The organism is Streptomyces sp. WG5, assembly GCF_049974565.1.
Taxonomy (GTDB): domain Bacteria; phylum Actinomycetota; class Actinomycetes; order Streptomycetales; family Streptomycetaceae; genus Streptomyces.
The window spans coordinates 22,792-41,894 of the sequence record NZ_JBNGGC010000035.1; the positions used below are offsets into that span (position 1 = coordinate 22,792).

Below are 19,103 nucleotides of genomic sequence, written 5' to 3' on the forward strand. Positions count from 1 at the left end.
CCTGCCCCGATATACGCGATATACCGCTTGGTCCGCCCATCACCGTACCGCTGCCACCAGTCAGCCGGTTGACTCTTCATCAGGCCCGAGCCCGGCGGCCGGCACCCGTACTGCCGCGGATCTGCTCCGGTGCCCACGTCCGCGAACCGCATGTGATGCCCCAGGCTCCGAGGAGGGATCGTCATGGACGAGCAGGATGACCGCTGGGTTTCCGCTACGGCCTCGGCTCTGCTGACGGCGGAGTACGAGCAGGTGCCGATCGACGCGCTGAGCGTCCGACGGCCGGGGCTGCCGTTGGAAACTGCCTACCGGGTACAGAAGGCGGCGGCGGCCCGGCGGATCGCGGACGGCGCCCGCGTCGTCGGCCACAAGGCCGGGGTGACCTCTCGGGCCATGCAGGAGCAGATGGGCGTCGACGAGCCGGACTCGGGCGTTCTGCTGGACGACAGGGTGCTGCCCACCGGCAGCACCCTGGCCCGGTGTGTGCTGATGCAGCCACGAGTGGAGGCCGAGATCGCCTTCCGGCTCGGCTGCGACCTGGCGGGCCCGGACGTGGGCGTCGACGAGGCACGGGCGGCGGTGAAGGAGGTGTTCCTCGCCCTGGAGGTGATCGACACCCGGTTCACCACGTGGTGCCTCACGGTCGCGGACAGCATCGCCGACAACGCGTCATGCGCGCGCGTCGTCACCGGGCCCATGGTGCCGCTCAGCGCGGACATGGACCTGGCCGCCGAGCAGCTGGTCGTCAGCGTCGACGGCACCGCCATCGCGACCGGGGCCGGCTGCGCCGTCCTCGGCGACCCGCTCCGCGCCCTGACGTGGCTCGCCGGACGGCTCCACCGCTCCGGCGACAGCCTGCGTGCCGGGCAGCTGGTCCTGGCCGGGGCCGTGCACGCCAGCCTCCCTCTGGAAGCCCGGAGCACGGTACGCGCCCACTCGCTGCGGCTGCGGCTGCCGCCGGTCGAGTTGCACGTGCGCTAGCCGTCGCCGTCGGCGCACCCCTCATGCATCACCTCTCCACGTGCATCACCTCTCCACTGCCTCACCTCTCCACGTGCATCACCTCTCCACCCGAACGAAGGAGCGGCCGATGGCTGCTGATGAACAGCGTCTGCGTGTCGCCGTGCTCGGCGCGGGCCTGATCGGGATCGACCTCGTCGACAGGATCCGTCGGTCGAGGAAGCTGGAACTGGCCCTGGTGGCGGGCCGCGACCGGGACAGCCTGGGCCTGCGCCGGGCGGCCGAGAAGGGCCATCCGACCACGGCCGGCGGGATCCGCACCGTGGTGGAGGCGGGGCCCTTCGACGTGGTCTTCGACGCCACCAACGCCGAGAGCCACGCCGAGCACTGGGTGGCGCTGCACCCCACCGGAGCGACCCTGATCGACCTGACCCCGACGGGTCTCGGCGCGGCCTTCGTGCCGGGCGTCGACAGCGGCCCGCCGGCGGTCCACCGGCACCTGAACCTCGTCAGCTGCGGCGGACAGGCTGCCATCCCGGTCCTGCACGCAGTCTCCCGGGACTGCACCCCCACGTACATCGAAGTGGTCTCCACCGCGGCGAGCGCGAGCGCCGGCCGGGCCACCCGCCTGAACCTCGACCAGTACATCTCCACCACCGCTGCCGCGATCCGGACCTTCACCGGCACCCGGGACGCGAAGGTGATGGTCAATCTCAGCCCCGCCCGGCCCGCCCCGCCTTTCCGGGTGGCCATGACCGTCCTCGCGGACGGCATCCGTCCCGCACCGGTCCGCACGAGGATCGCGGCCGCGGCCCGGGCCGTGCGTACCTACACGCCCGGGTTCAAGGTGACCTCGCTCGCCGTGGACCCGGGCCGGATCTCGGTCGCCGTGGAGGTGACCGCCTCCGGCGGCCGCCTGCCCCGCCACGCCGGAAGCGTCGACATCATCAACGCCGCCGCCGTCCTGCTCGCCGAGCAGTCGGCCGCCGCCTCCCGATGAAGGGAACCCGCCCATGGACACCAGCTCGCGCCAGCGGCCCCGGATCCTCCTGCACGACCCGACCCTGCGCGACGGCCACCACGCGGTCGGCCACCGGCTCGACGCCGACCAGCTGCGCGTCTACGCCGCCGCCGCGAACGCCGCCGGAGTGCCGGTGGTGGAGGTCGGCCACGGCAACGGCCTGGGCGCCTCCAGCCTCCAGATCGGCCGCGCCGCCCTCGACGACGCCACGATGCTCACCACCGTCCGTGAGGCTCTCACCTCGTCGCGGATGGGCGTCTTCATGGCCCCCGGCTGGGGCACCTCCGACGATCTGGCGGCGGCCGTCCACCACGGCGCCGACGTCGTACGGATCGCCGTGCACTGCACCGAGGCCGACGTCACCGAACGCCACCTCGGTGTCGTCCGCGACCTCGGAGCCGAAGCCCAGGGCGTCCTGCTCATGAGCCACATGACCGGTCCCGGCGAGCTCGCCGAACAGTGCGCTTTGATGGTGAGGTTCGGCGCCCAGGCCGTCGGCGTCATGGACTCCGCCGGCCACTACCTCCCGGCCGACGTCACCGAGCGCGTGCACGCCATCGCCGACGCCGTCGACGTGCCGGTGATCTTCCACGGACACAACAACCTGGGCCTGGCCGTGGCGAACAGCCTTGCCGCCGTGGACGCCGGGGCGTCAGTCATCGACGCGACCGCCCGCGGGTTCGGCGCCGGGGCCGGGAACACTCAGCTCGAAGTCCTCGTGGCCGTCCTCGAGCGCCGTGGCGTCGAGACCGGCGTCGGCCTGCGCGAAGTCCTGGCCGCCGCCGACATCGCCGCCGACCGCCTCATGAAGGACCCGCCGTCCATCGACTCTATCGCCGTGGCCGGCGGGCTGGCCGGGGTGTTCTCCGGCTTCAGGCGGCCCGTCCTCCAGACCGCCCGTGCCGAAGGAGTCGACCCCGTCGACCTGTTCATCGCCCTCGGCGAGCGGCAGGTCGTCGCCGGGCAGGAAGACCTGATCGGCGACGTCGCCCGGCAGCTCAAGGCGGCCACCCGATGACCGCCGTCCCCGGAGGTGCGGGGTGCGCGGCCGTCATCTGCGGAGTCGGCGCAGCGCTGCCCCCGCACGTCGTCTCCAACGCCGACCTGACCGCGCGTCTGGACACCACGGACGCGTGGATCCGCTCGCGGACCGGCATCATCCGGCGGCACGTCGCCGGGGCGGACCTGTCCACGACCGACCTCGCCGTCCGGGCCGCCGCCCAGGCTCTCGCCGACGGCGAACCTGATCCGGTGGACGCCCTGGTGGTGGCCACGACCACCCCGGACCGCTGCTGTCCGGCCACCGCCCCCGTCGTCGCCGCCCGGCTCGGGCTCACCGGCATCCCCGCCCACGACCTCGCGGCAGGCTGCACCGGCTTCCTCTACGCCCTCGCCACGGCGGCTGGGTTCATCGCCGCCGGCACCGCCCGGACCGCCCTGGTCGTCGGCGCCGACCGCCTCGCCGCCCTTCCCGCCCCCGAGGACCGCACGACCGTCCCGCTGTTCGGCGACGGCGCCGGAGCCGTGCTGCTGCGCCGCGGAAGCCCGGACGAGTACGGGGCGCTCGGGCCTGTGGTGCTGGGCAGCGACGGCACCGGAGCAGAGCTGATCCGGGCTTCCCGCCCTGGCGCCCTGCGCATGGAGGGAGCCGATGTCTTCCGGCACGCGGTCGACCGCATGTCCACCGCCTCCCGCGAGGCCGCCACCGCCGCCGGCTGGGAACTCGGCGACGTCGACCGCCTGGCCCCGCACCAGGCCAACAGCCGCATCACCTCGTTCGTCGCCCGCCGACTCGGCGTCCCCGACGACCACCGGCTCGACAACGTGGGCGAGGTCGGCAACACCGGCGCCGCGTCCATCCCCCTGCTCCTCACCCACTCCACCGCCGACGGCCGCCTCAAGCCTGGCCACCGCACCCTGCTCACCGCGTTCGGCGCCGGACTGGCCTGGGGCGCCGTCGCCCTCACCTGGCCCGACCTCTCCCCAACACGTCCTCCGGGATACACGTCCTCCGGAGGGAGCCGAACATGACCGGTGATCTCATCAGTCTCCTGATCCACGACCTCAGGCTGCCCGCCGACCGGCTCACCGACGACGCCGGCCTCGACCACGCGGGATTCGACTCCCTCGCCGTCGTCGAGCTGTCCGTCCTCCTCGCCGACCGCTTCGGAATCGACGTCAGCGACAGCGACATCAGGGACGCCGCGACCCTCGGCCGGCTCGACCTCCTCATCACCAGCAGGCGCAGCGGAAGGTGACCACCCCATGACCAGCACCAGCCGTCCGCCCGGACGAGCCTGGATCATCACCCCCGGACTGCGCGACGACCGTTTCGCCGGCGCGCAGGAGTCCGGCGCCGCGGTCGCCGTCGTCGACATCGAGGACTCCGTCGCCCCGGCCGACAAGCAGACCGCCCGCACCGCCTGCGAAGCGTTCTTCACACTCCCCGACCCGCCGTGCACCCTCGGCATCCGGATGAACAGCCTCACGACGCTCGACGGCATCAAGGACCTCGTCGCCCTCGCCGCCTACACCGACCGGCCCGGCCTCGTCGTGGTCCCCAAGGTGGAATCCCCCCGCGACATCGACATCGTCGCCGCCGCACTCGACACCGACGGCTACACCCCCGACATCTGGGCGCTGATCGAGAGCCCCCGGGCCTTCGACACCCTTTCCGCGATCACGCGCGCGCCCCGGCTCGGCGGTGTCGTCTTCGGCTCCGCCGACTACGCCGCCTCCGTCCACTGCGGTCTGGGCTGGGACGCCCTCCACTACGCCCGCTCGGCCCTCATCAACGCGGCCACCGCCGCGAACATCCCCGCCATCGACGCCCCCACCTGGGAACTCGACAACCCCGATGCTCTACGCCGTGACGCCGAGCGGGCCAAGGAACTCGGCTTCCACGGCAAGGGCTGCGTCCACCCCCGCCACGTCGAGGTGATCAACGACGTCTTCACCCCCTCTGCCGAGGAGCTCGCCCAAGCCCGCGCCGTCCTCGCGGCCGCCGACGCCGGCGGCGGAACGGTGACCACCGTGAACGGACAGATGCGCGGCACCCCCTTCTTCAACGCCGCCCGCGCGCTCGTCGCCGAAGCGGACCGTACGACATGACCTCCGCCCCGCCCCACGGCTACCGCCGGACCGGCACCGACCGGATCCGCGAAAACGTCGGCCTCTCCTATCCCGAGCTCGTCCCCGGCCTGGTCATCGAGCACCGGCCCGGCCGGACCGTCACCGAACTCGACAGCCTCCTCGGCGCCGCCCTGAGCGGCAATGTCGCTCCCATCCACACCGATGCCCACTACAGCAGCCAGACCCGGTGGGGCCGCCTCCTGGTCTGCTCCGGCGTCACCCTCAACCTCGTGGCCGGCATGACCGTCCGCAGCGTCAGCGGCCTGACCATCGCCAACCTCGCCGTGGACCAGGTGCACTTCACCGCACCGGTCCACATCGGCGACACCCTGTACGCCGAGACACAGATCCTCGCCCGCCGGGCATCCGAAAGCCGCCCCGACACCGGGGTCATCACCTGCCGCACCACCGCCCACAACCAGGTCGACACCAGCGTCCTGGCCTTCCACCGCACCTTCCTCGTCCCCCTGGACGCCGACGCCGCCCGCGACGCCACCCACTACTGAAGGCGGACCATGAACCAGCAGCTGACCTTCGCCCCGGCCGACGACGGCCTGTGGGAGCAGTACGACCGGCTCGCCACCCGCGCCTACGGCCACCCCATCGGCGACATCACCCACCTGCGCGAACACGCCGACCTCCAGGTCGCCGTACGCGGGGGCCGGGTCGTCGCCGGCGGCCTCGGCCTCCTCGTCGACCAGTTCTTCGGCGGCGCCCCCGTCCCCAGCGCATGCCTCGGCGACGGATGTGTCGCCCCCGAGGAACGCGGCGACCACCTGGCCACCGACATGGCCACCGAACGACTGCGCCCCCTGATCGCGCGCGGAGCGGTGATCTCCGCGATCGTGACCTCCTCCACCGGCTACGCCCGCCGCCTCGGCTGGGAAGCCCCCACCGGCGTCCTCGCCTGGACGGTGGCCACCGACGACCTCAAACGAAGCTTCACCAGTGGCGACTTCCAGGTCGAGCACGGACCGGCCGACGAAGCCGAAGCCCTCCAACGCGACCTCGCCCGCCAGTGGAACGGCCCCGTCCGCCGGCCCACCTGGTGGACCCGGTGGAAGCAGGCCAAAAGCAACCTCACCACCTACCGTTTCACCCGGCCCGGCCACCCCACCACCGGCCTGCTCAGCCTCACCACCGAACGCCACGAACGCCACGGCATGAACCTGACCGTCCACGACTTCTGGGCCGCCGACCGGCCCACCGCCGCCGCCATTCTCGCCTTCCTGGGCCGCCACAACACCCGCACCCGCACCACCCACTTCCGGCGCGGCGCCCTCCCGCCCTACCCCACCCTCCTCCACGGACTCCGCCACCACCGAACAACCGCCGAAGCCTGGCACCCCTGGATGCTCCGCATCCTCGACGTCCCTGAGGCCATCCGGCTCCGCGGCTGGCCGGGCGACCTCACCACCGCCGTACCGGTCGAGATCGAGAACGAGACAGGTGACTGGGACCGGTGGATGCTCAGAATCAGAACCGGAGCGGCAGAGATCGTCCCCACCCACGTCGAGGGACAGGTGACCTTCACACGGCGCCAGCTCGCGGTCTGGTACGCCGGCGGCTACCGGTCCACCACCTCGGCCCGAATGGCCGGAGTCCACGCCGTATCGGAGAAGGCACTCGCGACCCTCCTCCGCAGCACGACACAGCTCGAGCCCTGGCTACCCGACCACTTCTAACCGGGATCCCCCTGCAAATCGCGGACCGAGATGACGACCGGAGATGACCAGCCGCGGCACTGGACACTGCTGGAATTCTCCGCCGAAGAGTCCGCCACCCAGCGCACGAGGCCCCATCCCCGCGGGTGCGGGGAGCATGCACTTAGGCATCGTTTCTTATGGCGTGATCACTCGTTGAACCGTGCATGACGGATCTGGTTCAGCGGTTGGTGCCGGATGAGTTGTGGGTCCTGTTCCGGCGAGTAGTGCCACCGACTGAGGTGCAGCGTCCACAGGGCGGGGGGCGACGGCGGGCAGGTGACCGCGAGACTCTTGCGGCGATCATCTTTGTAGCCACCTCGGGCTGCACCTGGCGTCAACTGCCGCCGGTGTTCGGTCCGGCCTGGCCGACGGTCTACCGGCGCTTCGCCCAGTGGAGCCGGGCCAGGGTGTGGGCTCGTCTCCACCGGGTCGTCCTCGATGAACTCGGCGCCCGCGGCGACCTGGACTGGTCGCGATGTGCGATCGACTCCGTCAGTGTCCGGGCAGCAAAAGGGGGCCACTGACCGGACCGAATCCGACCGACCGCGGCAAGAACGGATCGAAGATCCACCTGATCACCGACCGGAACGGTCTGCCCCTGTCACTGGGCATCTCCGGCGCCAACATGCACGACGGCCTCGGCCTGGAACCGCTTGTGCGTGGGATACCGCCCATCCGCTCCCGGCGCGGACCGCGCCGCCGACGACCGGCCAAACTCCATGGCGACAAGGGATACGACTACGACCACCTGCGCCGATGGCTCCGCAAGCGAGGCATCCGTCACCGCATCGCACGCAAGGGAATCGAGTCCTCCCAGCGGCTGGGCCGCCACCGCTGGGTGGTCGAAAGGACGGTTTCCTGGCTGGCCGGCTGCCGCCGCCTGCACCGTCGCTACGAACGCAAGGCCGAGCACTTCCTCGCCTTCGTCGGAATAGCCGCAGCCCTCATCTGCCACCGCCGTCTGGACAGATGCTCCGATCAGACAGGCTGGGAGCCGTGTCAGGCCAGCATGAGGACTACGCCATCGCCTGCGGTGGCGACAGCGGAGAAGAACCGGGCCAGTTCCTCGTAGCGGTGCCGCAGAGTGTCCAGGTCCGAGGGGACTCCGGTTTCGGACTCCGGCAGGAGGTAGATCTCGGCGCTGCGCATGGCCGCCAGGTCGTAGTGCCGTGCCAACTCGTCAAACGGTGTGGTGGCAAGGCAGCCGCTGGCCCGGGCCACGTCCTTGGGGGTCAAATACCTGGCGGGTCCGTAGTCCATGTCGTCCTCCAACGGAAGCTCAGCCCCTCCGTGGATGACATCGACCGGCATGCCACCGTGGGCGGCAATGAGGTAGTGCAGCTTGTGCCACGACTTCTCGATGCTGAAATACGGTGCCTTCTCGGGTTGAAGCGGGTCCTCTTCCGCCCAGGCATCACCCAGCTCGTCGATGTGTTCCTGCGCCCAGGACGGATCACTCAACGACCGCTGCAGCTCAGCAGGGGAGAGACGGACGTACTCGCAGTGGATGCCCATGGGCGCGAACCCTAGTCGCAGACTCTGACATCGCTCCGGTCATGTCCGCCAACTGCCTGCAGTCAGCCATAAGAAACGACGTCTTAAGGGACCTCCAGGTACAGCCGCGCGGGGACCATCCCCGCGGGTGCGGGGAGCAGCACCGCAGGGTGGTCGCGGAGGACTACACGACGGGACCATCCCCGCGGGTGCGGAGAGCAGTGGACTCCGCCACGACCGGGGCGAAGGCCGAAGGGACCATCCCCGCGGGTGCGGGGAGCAGATCTGCGCCTGCAACTTTGTGATCTCGGCGCGGGGACCATCCCCGCGGGTGCGGGGAGCAGAAGGGCACCGTGAACGGCGGGCGCAAGGGCCTGGGACCATCCCCGCGGGTGCGGGGAGCAGCCGGCGCGCACCGTCCGCACGTACGCCGAGGAGGGACCATCCCCGCGGGTGCGGGGAGCAGGTCTGGCAGGTCGGCGCGCGCCTCTCCCCGGTGGGACCATCCCCGCGGGTGCGGGGAGCAGACGCCTGTCGCGCCGGTTGGCCGAATTCCGGCGGGTGCGGGGAGCAGCGCAGAAGGGCCGATCCCTCTCCTACCGGGAGGGGACCATCCCCGCGGGTGCGGGGAGCAGTGGTTTCGGAGTACGACGCCCTGACCGGGATGGGGACCATCCCCGCGGGTGCGGGGAGCAGCACAACGAGCAGGGCGAGCACGCGGGGAACTGGGGACCATCCCCGCGGGTGCGGGGAGCAGACGGACATCGAATACGAGTTGCTCGCAGCACGGGGACCATCCCCGCGGGTGCGGGGAGCAGTCCTCGAAGTCGTCCGCGGTGACGTCGCCCTCGGGACCATCCCCGCGGGTGCGGGGAGCAGCGCATCCGTATCGGCGGCCGCGAGTTCGAGAAGGGACCATCCCCGCGGGTGCGGGGAGCAGTCGAGCCCTCGGTAACCTTCCTCGTGCCCAGAGGGACCATCCCCGCGGGTGCGGGGAGCAGACTGTTTGACCTGCGAGTTTATAGCCGCAGAGGCGTGTTTTCAGTTACTTTTACAGATTCCGACAAATAGAGCATAAGGCGATGTGAACCCGTAGGCCTGAACAAGGAGATGTGGTGACAGGAGGACAACGGAGTACCGCAGCGGCGGCGGAGCGTGGCCATCACCGAACTCCGCTCGTTGCTGTTCAACGGCCCATGGCCGCCGTCCCGCAGCAGGACCAGCTCGCGCGGCCTGCAACCGGTCTCACGGTGATGGGCCGCTGCCCTGTCCGTGGTCATTGCGGGCATCGAAGCGCGGGCGCCGGACGTGCTGCTGTCGCAGACCACATTGCCGACGCCGTCGGAGCGATGGCTTCGGGGGACGGCGCGGCCGTCTGCGGGCCGCGCATCCGATGGAGTGCGTGGCCGGTGAGTCCGGGCGGCAGGGTGACCGCGAGCCGTCCGCCGTGGTGCTCGGCCAGCGTGGCGACGGCCCGCAGGGCGTCCACATCTGCTGTGGCGAAGCGGGCGGGCTGCCCGGCCATGGCACGCTGGGCGTTCGCGGCCTCGGCCCGCTCCACCAGGATCTGTGCGCTGCGGCCGACGTCGCCGTAGGGGCCGGCCGCAGTGCCGGGGCCGTCGGGCAGGTCTGCGGCGGGCAGCCGCTGCCATGCCTGCCGGAAGGCAGCCACCCTGGGGTGCTTCGAGGACGCGGTCAGTTCCCGGCCCATGGGCGTTTCCCGCCACGCTTGGAAGGCCTCGGCAATCTCCCGGGAGGCGTGCGCTGCCTCCCCCTGCGTCGAGTACGGGACCGGTGCACCGGTCCGCAGGGTGGTGTGCAACTGCCGCACTTCGGAGGCGATGCCGTCGGCGGCGGCGTCGGAAGCCGGGTGGTCGGGGCGCGGGATGCCGGGGTTGCTGTAGGCGAGGGCTGCGTCGCCGAGTTTGAGCAGGGCTTCGGCGGTGGGCAGGTCGCCGCCGCGGGGGCCGCGGTGTACCCGGTCGGCGAGAGCCAGCGCGCAGTTGCCGATCGCTGTGGCGGTGCGGAGGGAGACCGTGCGCCAGAAGCCCTGCACGCGGAGGTCGGTGCGCAGTTGGCCGAAGTACTCGCCCGCCTGTTCGCGAAGCACGTTCCACAGGTGGGTGGTGGCGCCCCGGACGTTCTGCAGTCGCTGCCATTCCGGGAAGTCCCGCAGCGCGGCGGCGTGGGTGCCGGCCTGTCGCAGGGCCGCGTCGACCGGCCCCGGATCGCGCCGGGAGTACATGGGGCCGTCGAGGCCGGCCGGGGCGGGTGCCGTCTGCCGTTCGCCGTCGGCTCGGGGAGCGGGCACGGCCCGCCGCCATTGTTCCTCCAGCTCGCGCAGCGGCACGTCGACGGCTTCGAGCAGGTCCTCTACCGTGCCGTGTTCGGGCGGGACGGTGTCGGCCCAGGCGTTCGCAACGGTGGAGGTGAAGGCCTGCCGGAGATCGACGGGTTCGTAGGTGTCGGCTCCCGGGACGGCCGGACCGCTCTCGGAGGGAGCTTTCGCGGGCGTCTGTGTCCCGGAGGCCGGGTCCGGGGCCGTCTTGAGCCGCCACTGGGGGACACCGTAGGCGTCGTGGAGGATTCCGCCCTTCTTGCTCCAGCTACCGGTCGGCAGGTCGGTGCCGGTCCACAGCGGCAGGTCCCGCTCTTCCCGGGAGGGCGCGGCTGCGGCCCGGACCAGTGCGCGGTCCCGCAGCGAGTTCCTCCGTTCCGCCGGTGTCGGCGACTTCGCCCGGGCGCCGGGCCGATTCTCCGGCCGTGCCCGGAGCAAGGCGGCCTCGGCGATGGCCCGCAGGTGTTCGCCACCGGTGGTGACGGGGTCGGGAACCGCCTCTTCGCCGGACGGCTCCGGCGCCGCCTCGGCGTCGGGCGTGGCGAGTGGCCGGGCTTCCTCTTTCGTGGGTGCCGGGGCGCGCTCGGCGCTCCCCTGCTCGAGGGTGGCCGCGATCCGCTGCCGTACGTGCGCGGACTCGTCGGCCGGTACGGGCGGTTCGGGCGGCGGATACGGCGGCTGCTGCCGTTCGTCACGGAGCAGGACGGCGGAGCCGAGCCGGGAGGCGGGAGAACCGTTGGCCTCCGCAGCGAAGTGGCGCGGACGTCGGCTCACAGGCGGGCCCCTCTCCCGAGCGTGGCCGGCGCAGGCATGGCGGGCCCTCGCTCGATCACGCCCCGCGCCGTGGGGGCCGCGGCGGGGACCGGGGCCCAGGCCCGGGCGGTGATGTGGCGGTGAGCCGCCGCGTCGAGGACGGCGCGGCTGGTGTCCATGCCGATGGCCGGAGCGGTGGACAGCAGGCTCTGCGCTGCGGCCTGTTGAGCGGCGCAGACTTGCTGGAACGGGGCGCGGAGGCGATCCAGTTGATGGTCGTGGAGCTGGTAGAAGCGGTACGGGTGGCCGACGGGATGGTGTTCGGGGGCGTCGGTGAGCAGGCGGTGTTCGATGGCCGTCACGGCCTGGGGTGCGGCCACCGCGATCCGCCAGTCGGCGACGGTGAGGCGGTACACGGTCTGAGCCAGTTCGGCGACGCCTCCCGCGTCGGCCACGATCTCGGGGGCCGGCCGTGTCCGGGGCGGGCCGCTCGCGGAGTCGGGGTCCCAGTCGGCGCCGAACAGGAGCCGTCCCGCGCGGAGGACTGATGCGTGTGTGATCTCCACGGCCGGGTGGGGGGCCGTTCCCCGCGGCATGCGGGAGATCTGGCCTCGGCGCATCATCTCGTAGCTCGGCCGGGGCAGCCGGGGACGGATCCGGGGGTCGTCCACGTCGACGACGCGGTCCCAGCGCTCTTAGACCTCTCTCCACGCTCGGCCGGCGCTGCGGAAGACGTCCGCGCATCTGCTGAGCGACGTGCCCCCCCTCCTTCGGTGCCTCGGCGGCGGCCTGCACCAGGAGCCGCCCGGCGAGCATGGTGCCCAGGGACCGCCACCGGATGATCGACTGCAGGTCGGATCCGCTGAGGGGCTGACCGGAACGGCTGTGGAGAGTCTCGTAGGCAGCGCGGGAGAGCCGCTCGCAGTCGTCCCGGATCCGGTCGGCGGCCTGGGTGAGCGGGTCGGTGGGGAGGGCGGGGACCGGAATGACCGGGAGAGCCTGAGGGAAGGCGGCCAGCGCCGGATCCGCGTCGGCGCTGTGGTGCCGGGCCTGGACCGACGCGTACTGCAGGGAGGCGTGAGCGGTCTGGAGCCTGACCGAGGCGTTGCGGTGGTCGAGTCTCTGGTTGACGGTGTGCAGGATCCGGCTCGTGGAATGGAGGATCCTGGAGACGTGGCGCAGGTGGTACGCCTGTGCGGAGCGTGTGGTGAAGGCGAGCGCGTACGGGGTGACCGGAGCACCGGTGCCGTCGCGGTGTCCGCGGATCAGGTCGATGACGGCTCCGCCGGCCTGCACCGCGGTACCGAGCATGCCGTCGTTCGCCGCGCTGTCCGGGGTGACCGGCGGCAGCCAGCGGGCTGCACCGGCGAGCGCGCGCCGGGCGTGGCGGAGGTGGTGGAAGGTGTCGCCGGCAGCGGCGTCGACAGGGTCCCCCGGCTGGCCGAGTAAAAGGTGTACGTGCCCGACCAGGGTGTCGAGCTGTCTGATCGCGAGGGCGTGTGCGAAGACGTCGTCTCCGGGCAGAGTGACGGACGTGACTCGTTCAAGGCGGTGGTGAAGGACGTCGTAGAGCTCTCCGAGCGTGACGGTCATGAGGTCCCGCCACCGTCCTGCCGGACGGTCATGAGGAGATGAGCGGCGGCTGCCGCGTGGCCGGCCGTGAGGTTGAGCTGCTCCGCGTCGTCCGCGCATTCCGGTACGGAAGCCAGCCGGCGCAGGGCCACGTCGACGTGGCGCAGCAGCGCCCCGTACGGCTCGAGCCCGGTTCTGCCGGGGGACGCGACCGGAGTCTCCAGAGGCCGGCCGTTCTCGGGCGGCGGCAACAGGCGGCGGCCGTCCGCACACTTGATGCCGGCGAGCATGGCCTGCATCTCGTCGCTGCCCTCGTCGAGGGCGAGGGCGTCCGCCAGTCGGCCTACGACGTCGAACGCGTCCCAGGCGGCGCAGAGCACGGCGTCGGCCTGGTCGGCGTCCAGGGCGGTGGCGAGGTCGGTGATGGCCGGTTGCGTCATCGCTGTGATTCCTCCTGTCGGCCTCGCCGCGCACCGTCGGCGCGGCTGCTGCGGCTTTCCGCGAGGGTCCCACTTCGGATCAACGACGGCTGCGGCCTGTGGATGACCGACGGATCGCAGAACCACACGGACGGGAGCGCTCGGACGGGAGCGCGGCTCGGGTATGGCCGGGCTGACCGCGGTGAAACACCTTGTGCTCTACGGCCGCAATCTGGTCCGGATACCGCCCGAGGTCGTCGAGACCAGGGTTCCGCGGTTGCGGCCTACCTCAGCCTCCGCCACGGATCTCGCCACGGGACCTGGATTTCCGGCGCTGGGGCGCCACGGCCGCTCACAGCTGCAGCGTCTGCGACCGTCCGATCAAGCAGGCCGACGAGCATCATCAGATGTGGATCTCGCTACGCCAGCCCGTTCGCGGAGCAGGCTCCACAGGTGGGTGGTGGCGCCCCGGACGACGCCCGTGCCTACCGGGACTCCAGCGTCGACCGCGCGGTGATGAACGCGCCTGTCCTTGGCAACGGCGCCTATCGCGGCACATCTGCCCTCATCCCGCACTGGCCGCGCGAAGACAGACTCCTCACATCTGAACAACTGACCGAAAATGCCGTCCACCGCCGAGCCGGGGCCCGCGTCGAGCATGCCTTTTCCCGGATGAAGACCTACAAGATCCTCCGCGACTGCCGCTTACGCGGAGACGGTGTTCACCAGACCGTCCTCGGCATGGCCCGACTGCGCAACCTGGCTCTCGCCGGTAGGACGGGCGAGGGAATGTGCCTATCCCCAGGACTTCGATCTCGAACCCGGCGAGAAGCTCGCGCACGGTGGCCTCCGTGAGCCCGAGCTCGGCCGACCGCATCCTGGCGAGCTGACCGGCGCAGGTTCTCCACTGCTCCCCCCAGAACCGTTCCGGCCTACAGAGCGTGAATAGACATGACAAGATGCGGTCGGAACAGAAGGGGGCCGGGTGTCCTTCGAGCAGGAATGGGCGCAGCTGAAAGCCGATGCGCGGGCGCGGCAGGCCGAGGGCGGCATGCGGCTCAACCAGCTGCCGGCGGACTCCGGCGGAGGCGCGCCGGCCGCCTCGGGCAAGGATCTGGTGGCGAAGGCGGACTCCATCAACGGGAACTCCAACCTGCTGGTGGAGATCGCCGGGCTGCTTCACGAAGGCCGGCCGGACGCCGAGCTGACCACCATGGCACGGGAGCCCAGGGCGCACGGGGACGTGGCGCGTCAGGTGGAGCGCTTCGCCGAGTTCGCGGGTGACCAGTTCCTGGACACCACGGCCCTGTTCGCGGCGCTGTCGACCCGTCTGCGGACGGTCGGCGGGGACTTCGCGGAGATCGAGGACGAGACCGCCCGCCGGTTCCTGGAGGCCGTGCTCGACGGCCGTTACGTCTCGCCGGGAACGCGATGAGCGACGGACTTGGCTACCGTAAGGACGTCGAGTTCCTGGAGAACTGCAACCCGCCGCTGGTGGAGCGCAACGCGGACGAATTCCACCGTATTCAGGCGCTCCTGAAGGCTGTCGCTCCTGCGGCGGAGCGGGCGGAGAAGCACACCGAGTGGCGCAGCGAGGGCAGCGCGCACTACACGGCCCGGCTCACCGAGGGCCGCCGTCTGGTCGACGAGCTCGACGAAGCCTACGGGCACGCGGCGGGTGCGCTGCGTCGCTACGCGGAGGCGCTGACGCTGGCGAAGGCGTACTACTCCAGTGGCCTGGTCAGCGAGCAGGCGCTCGCGGACCTGATTCGCACCAAGGGCACCGCGATCACCCGCACGGCTCAGGAGGCCGAGCCGATGCGGCAGTGGGAGGACATGCGCGACACCACCGGTGTCCTGGACTTCTTCGCGGAGCTGACCATGGACGTCGACGACATCCGGGACGAGGCCAACCGGCTGCACGACGCGGCGGGCGGTGACTTCCACCTGGCGTGGACCACCGAGAAGGAGGCCCGTGCCCTCTGCGTCCACGAGCTCAAGCAGGCGTACGACCTGGTGCCGGACTTCCAGGTGTTCCTCACCGAGCGGGTGGACGTCGCCGCCGCCATGCCCGACCTCCGGCGCGAGGCGGCCGAAGCCAGCAGTAATCCGGTGACCCGGTTGCCGGGCAGCGGCCCCAAGCAGGACTACTACCCGACGGCCGGGGACAAGCCGGTCTCCCCGACGCTCCAGGACATCCGGATGCAGCTCGCCTCACTGCCGGGCGCGACGGACAGCTACTGGATTCCGCCTGCCGGTGACCAGGAGAAGACCGAGTGGATCCGGGCCAACAAGGACGTCATCAAGGCCGCCGCGCAGAACTCCGGACTGCCGCCGTCGATGGTGGCGGGCATCGCCTGGAAGGAGATCGCCGGCCAGCCCGGCCCACTCGACGACATCACCGACACCATCCGGGAACAGGCGGACTCCCCGTTGAGCCCCATCGCGCCGGAGAACCTGCCGTCGCGACTGGGCGGCGACCCCGACGAGACGTCCTTCGGGCCGATCGCCATCCAGGTACGGCGTGGTGCCGAGGTGCTCGGCTACGACCCGGAGAACCTCACCGACCAACAGCGAGCCACGGTGGAGGAATCCCTCCAGGACCCGGGACAGAACATCTTCATCGCCGCCGAGTACCTGGCCCAGCTCAAGGCGGAGAGCGACTTCGCCGACGTACCCCCGGAGGAGATGACGGTGGAAGAGCAACAGGAGCTTGCCGCGCGGTACAACGGGGGACCGTACTGGGAGAACGACCAGGCGCAACGTTATGGCCGCGACTTCGCCCATCATCTGGACCAGGCAAGGAACGCGATCCGCTGATGCAGTCCTCGAACCCCTCGCGCACCGGCGGCAGGCAGGAGACCGGTCACTCCCGTCACCCGGTGGACGACCGCCCGCACCACCCCGATGACGACCGCCGCCTGCTCCGCGTGATCCTCGCCGTCCCGGTGGTGCTGCTGACCCTGGCGGCTGCCTTCTTCCTCTGGCTGGCCGTCAGCACCCGTCCGGACGGCGACTGGGACCAGGCGGCGTACGGCGGAATCGAGCTGGCCTGTGGCCTGTCAGTCGTCCTGGCGGGCGCGGTGGGAGCGCTGTGGCTGGCGCCCTCGGTACGGCGGGTGATGCGGTGGCCGTGGGCGGTACCGGCTGTGGTGCTGGGGGTGGTCGCGGTGGTGCGGTGGGTGTCCAGCGGGGCGTGAGTCCCGGTCGGTTCAGACGCTCACGCCATGACACCGGCCGGCTCGCTCTCGGCGACCAGAAGTCAGTGGCCGCGTTCACCGCAACGCAATGCTCGCCGACCGAGCATATCCAGCCCCGTGGACCGGTCGTCACGGCTACATCACCGTACGAGTCGGTGAGTGGAGGGTCTGGAGCACGGCCGCCTTGCCGGAAGACCGGCAGCGAGACGCCGACCACCGCTCGCCCCACCGCCCGGTGTTCATCCACCCCGGCAACGAAACAACCCCTGCGGAGAGGCGCGCGGGCTCTGTTGAACCTGTAGGCCTACAGCCGCGACCGTGCGTTCGGCGCCGCTGCTGTCCGCGTGTCGTCGTTCCGCGAACCGTGACCCCCTATCGGTCGATGAAAAGTGACCCCTTCCGTGATCAAGTGATCAGTCTGGCTCCATGGGAGTCAGGTGGAAGAGGTGATCGGTGTGGAGGACTGGGCTGAGATCCGGCGGCTCCACCGTGCGGAGGGCATGTCGATCAAGGGGATCGCGCGGCATCTGGGGATCGCCCGGAACACCGTGCGGCGGGCCGTGGCCAGTGATGATCCGCCCAGGTACCGGCGGGCGCCGAAGGGCTCGATCGTGGACGCGGTGGAGCCGGCGATCCGTGAGCTGCTGGCCCAGTATCCGCGGATGCCCGCGACGGTGATCGCCGAGCGGATCGGCTGGGAACGGTCGTTGTCGGTGCTGAAGCGGCGGGTGCGGGAGTTGCGGCCGGTCTATCTTCCGGCGGATCCGGTCTCGCGGACGGCGTATCGGCCCGGCGAGCTGGCCCAGTGTGATCTGTGGTTCCCGCCGGCGGACATCCCGCTGGGCTTCGGGCAGACTGGGCGCCCGCCGGTGCTGGTGATGGTGGCCGGGTACTCGCGGGTGATCACTGCGCGGATGCTGCCGTCGAGGCAGGCCGCCGATCTCGTGAGCGGGCACTGGGACCTGCTGTCCGGCTGGAACGCGGTGCCGAAGGCACTGGTGTGGGACAACGAGCCCGCCATCGGCCGCCGCCGTGAGGGACGGGCCGTGCTGGGGCAGGAGTTCGCCGCGCTGGCCGGGCTGCTGGCCTGCAGGGTGATGTTGTGCCGGCCCCGCGATCCGGAGGCCAAGGGCCTGGTCGAGCGGGCCAACGGCTACCTGGAGACATCGTTCCTGCCCGGCCGGGTGTTCTCCTCCCCGGCCGACTTCAACACGCAGCTGGCCGGGTGGCTCGAGGTCGCCAACCGGCGGGTGCACCGCACGCTGGATGCCCGTCCGGCCGAGCGGTGGGAGGCTGACCGGGCCGCGATGCTGCCGCTGCCGCCGACCGCGCCGCCGCGCTGGTGGCAGACCTCGGTGCGGATCGGCCGGGACCACTACATCCGCCTGGACACCTGCGACTACTCCGTGCACCCCGCCGCGATCGGACGGATCGTGCGGATCGAGGCGGACACCGAAACGGTGCGGGCTCATCTGGACGGCCGCCTGGTCGCCGAGCATGCGCGCTGCTGGGCCCGCCATCAGACGCTGACCGACCCGGACCACGCCGATGCCGCCGCGGTGATGCGCGGCCAGTACCGCCGGGCCGGGACCGATGCCGCTGCGGTGGAGGTCGCCCAGCCGGATCTGCCGGCCTACGACCGTGTCTTCCAGCTGATCGAGGGCGGCGGCGGAGAGGAGTGAAACTCATGGCCACCCCCACCACGTCCCGGGACGTCACTGCCGAACTGGCCTTCCTCAGCCGTGCGTTGAAGGCGCCGGCGTTGCTGGATGCTGCCGACCGGCTCGCTGAACGCGCCAGCGCCGAGTCCTGGACGCATCAGGAGTATCTGGCCGCCTGCCTGCAGCGCGAGGTCGCCGCCCGCGAGGCCCACGGCGGGGAGGGCCGCATCCGCGCGGCCCGTTTCCCCGCCCGCAAGACCCTGGAGGAGTTCGACTTCACCCACCTGCGCGGGCTGAAACGGGAGGCGGTGGCCCACCTGGGCACCCTGGACTTCATCACCGGCAAGGAGAACGTGGTCTTCCTCGGCCCGCCCGGCACCGGCAAGACCCACCTGGCCATCGCCTTGGGCATCCGTGCCTGCCAGGCCGGGCACCGCGTCGCGTTCGCCACCGCCTCACAGTGGGTCGACCGCCTGGCCGCCGCCCACACCACCGGCAGGCTCCAGGACGAGCTGCTGCGTCTGGCGCGCGTCCCCGTTCTGGTGATCGACGAAGTCGGCTACATCCCGTTCGAACCGGAAGCGGAGAACCTGTTCTTCCAGCTGATCTCGGGCCGCTACAAACGCGCGTCCGTGATCGTGACCAGCAACAAGCCCTTCGGACGCTGGGGCGAGGTCTTCGGTGACGACACCGTCGCCGCCGCCATGATCGACCGTCTCGTCCACCACGCCGATGTGCTCTCCTTGAAGGGAGAGTCCTACCGGCTCAAGGACCGCGACATCGGACGCCCGCCAAGCGCGACAACCGGGTGAACAACTGCACACACGGGGTCAAAAGTCACCGACCC

At 71.2% G+C, this 19,103-nt stretch carries 18 protein-coding genes, 2 pseudogenes and 2 CRISPR repeat arrays; of the genes and pseudogenes, 16 read left to right on the forward strand and 4 right to left on the reverse strand.

Annotated features, from left to right (window positions below):
- Positions 1–183: 183 nt before the first annotated feature.
- From ACP4IX_RS29355 to ACP4IX_RS29395, 9 genes and pseudogenes are all read left to right on the forward strand, one after another.
- A complete protein-coding gene (locus ACP4IX_RS29355) occupies positions 184–981 on the forward strand; it encodes a 2-keto-4-pentenoate hydratase (RefSeq protein WP_426557512.1) in 798 nt (265 codons plus the stop codon).
- 109 nt (positions 982–1,090) lie between these two features.
- Entirely contained in the window at positions 1,091–1,960 is an 870-nt protein-coding gene (locus tag ACP4IX_RS29360; RefSeq protein WP_426557514.1) for an acetaldehyde dehydrogenase (acetylating), read from the forward strand.
- Between the two features lie 13 nt (positions 1,961–1,973).
- On the forward strand, positions 1,974–2,999 hold the full coding sequence (dmpG, locus tag ACP4IX_RS29365) for a 4-hydroxy-2-oxovalerate aldolase (RefSeq protein WP_426557516.1): 1,026 nt from the start codon (positions 1,974–1,976) through the stop codon (positions 2,997–2,999).
- Positions 2,996–4,012 carry a beta-ketoacyl-ACP synthase III gene (locus ACP4IX_RS29370; RefSeq protein WP_426557518.1) on the forward strand — a complete coding sequence of 339 codons (1,017 nt, stop codon included), beginning with the start codon at positions 2,996–2,998 and terminating at the stop codon, positions 4,010–4,012. Before dmpG ends, ACP4IX_RS29370 begins: the two co-directional genes overlap by 4 nt.
- On the forward strand, positions 4,009–4,239 hold the full coding sequence (locus ACP4IX_RS29375) for an acyl carrier protein (protein WP_398126419.1): 231 nt from the start codon (positions 4,009–4,011) through the stop codon (positions 4,237–4,239). The genes ACP4IX_RS29370 and ACP4IX_RS29375 overlap by 4 nt, the downstream gene beginning before the upstream one ends.
- Before the next feature lie 7 nt (positions 4,240–4,246).
- On the forward strand, positions 4,247–5,092 hold the full coding sequence (locus ACP4IX_RS29380) for an HpcH/HpaI aldolase/citrate lyase family protein (protein ID WP_426557520.1): 846 nt from the start codon (positions 4,247–4,249) through the stop codon (positions 5,090–5,092).
- Positions 5,089–5,619, forward strand: coding sequence for a MaoC family dehydratase (locus tag ACP4IX_RS29385; RefSeq protein ID WP_426557522.1), 531 nt, complete (start codon positions 5,089–5,091; stop codon positions 5,617–5,619). Before ACP4IX_RS29380 ends, ACP4IX_RS29385 begins: the two co-directional genes overlap by 4 nt.
- Positions 5,620–5,628: 9 nt before the next feature.
- Positions 5,629–6,798, forward strand: a complete 1,170-nt coding sequence (locus tag ACP4IX_RS29390; RefSeq protein ID WP_426557524.1) for a GNAT family N-acetyltransferase — start codon at positions 5,629–5,631, stop codon at positions 6,796–6,798.
- 185 nt (positions 6,799–6,983) lie between these two features.
- Positions 6,984–7,789 (forward strand): annotated as a pseudogene (locus ACP4IX_RS29395) (IS5 family transposase); the annotation flags it as partial.
- Positions 7,790–7,818: 29 nt separating this feature from the next.
- Here ACP4IX_RS29395 and ACP4IX_RS29400 read toward each other — a convergent pair.
- The 3 genes from ACP4IX_RS29400 to ACP4IX_RS29410 all read right to left on the reverse strand — a co-directional run bounded on the left by ACP4IX_RS29400 (position 7,819) and on the right by ACP4IX_RS29410 (position 12,075).
- On the reverse strand, positions 7,819–8,334 hold the full coding sequence (locus ACP4IX_RS29400) for a YfbM family protein (protein ID WP_426557526.1): 516 nt from the start codon (positions 8,332–8,334) through the stop codon (positions 7,819–7,821).
- 111 nt (positions 8,335–8,445) lie between these two features.
- A CRISPR array of direct repeats spans positions 8,446–8,841; the repeat unit is 29 nt; unit sequence GGGACCATCCCCGCGGGTGCGGGGAGCAG.
- Positions 8,842–8,919: 78 nt separating this feature from the next.
- Positions 8,920–9,314: a CRISPR direct-repeat array (repeat unit 29 nt; unit sequence GGGACCATCCCCGCGGGTGCGGGGAGCAG).
- Between the two features lie 275 nt (positions 9,315–9,589).
- Positions 9,590–11,425, reverse strand: a complete 1,836-nt coding sequence (locus ACP4IX_RS29405) for a hypothetical protein (RefSeq protein ID WP_426557528.1) — start codon at positions 11,423–11,425, stop codon at positions 9,590–9,592.
- Positions 11,422–12,075 (reverse strand): hypothetical protein, encoded by a 654-nt coding sequence (locus ACP4IX_RS29410; protein ID WP_426557530.1) that lies wholly within the window; start codon positions 12,073–12,075, stop codon positions 11,422–11,424. The genes ACP4IX_RS29405 and ACP4IX_RS29410 overlap by 4 nt, the downstream gene beginning before the upstream one ends.
- Positions 12,076–12,481: 406 nt before the next feature.
- Between ACP4IX_RS29410 and ACP4IX_RS29415 the strand changes: the two genes are divergently transcribed.
- Positions 12,482–12,853: a hypothetical protein gene (locus tag ACP4IX_RS29415; protein WP_426557532.1), complete on the forward strand. Its 372-nt coding sequence runs from the start codon at positions 12,482–12,484 to the stop codon at positions 12,851–12,853.
- Positions 12,854–12,993: 140 nt separating this feature from the next.
- On the opposite strand, the gene ACP4IX_RS29420 is transcribed toward ACP4IX_RS29415, so the two are convergent.
- Positions 12,994–13,416 (reverse strand): hypothetical protein, encoded by a 423-nt coding sequence (locus ACP4IX_RS29420; protein WP_426557534.1) that lies wholly within the window; start codon positions 13,414–13,416, stop codon positions 12,994–12,996.
- Between the two features lie 102 nt (positions 13,417–13,518).
- Here ACP4IX_RS29420 and ACP4IX_RS29425 point away from each other — a divergent pair.
- The 6 genes and pseudogenes from ACP4IX_RS29425 to istB all read left to right on the forward strand — a co-directional run.
- Positions 13,519–14,169, forward strand: a pseudogene (locus ACP4IX_RS29425) (transposase family protein); the annotation flags it as partial.
- 211 nt (positions 14,170–14,380) lie between these two features.
- Positions 14,381–14,830: a hypothetical protein gene (locus tag ACP4IX_RS29430; protein WP_426557536.1), complete on the forward strand. Its 450-nt coding sequence runs from the start codon at positions 14,381–14,383 to the stop codon at positions 14,828–14,830.
- Complete coding sequence (locus ACP4IX_RS29435) at positions 14,827–16,215, forward strand: hypothetical protein (protein WP_426557538.1); 1,389 nt, start codon at positions 14,827–14,829, stop codon at positions 16,213–16,215. Before ACP4IX_RS29430 ends, ACP4IX_RS29435 begins: the two co-directional genes overlap by 4 nt.
- Complete coding sequence (locus ACP4IX_RS29440) at positions 16,215–16,595, forward strand: hypothetical protein (protein WP_426557539.1); 381 nt, start codon at positions 16,215–16,217, stop codon at positions 16,593–16,595. Before ACP4IX_RS29435 ends, ACP4IX_RS29440 begins: the two co-directional genes overlap by 1 nt.
- A 446-nt stretch (positions 16,596–17,041) precedes the next feature.
- Entirely contained in the window at positions 17,042–18,277 is a 1,236-nt protein-coding gene (gene istA, locus ACP4IX_RS29445) for an IS21 family transposase (protein ID WP_426557602.1), read from the forward strand.
- Positions 18,278–18,282: 5 nt separating this feature from the next.
- Positions 18,283–19,068 (forward strand): IS21-like element helper ATPase IstB, encoded by a 786-nt coding sequence (istB, locus tag ACP4IX_RS29450; protein ID WP_426557541.1) that lies wholly within the window; start codon positions 18,283–18,285, stop codon positions 19,066–19,068.
- Positions 19,069–19,103: the final 35 nt, after the last annotated feature.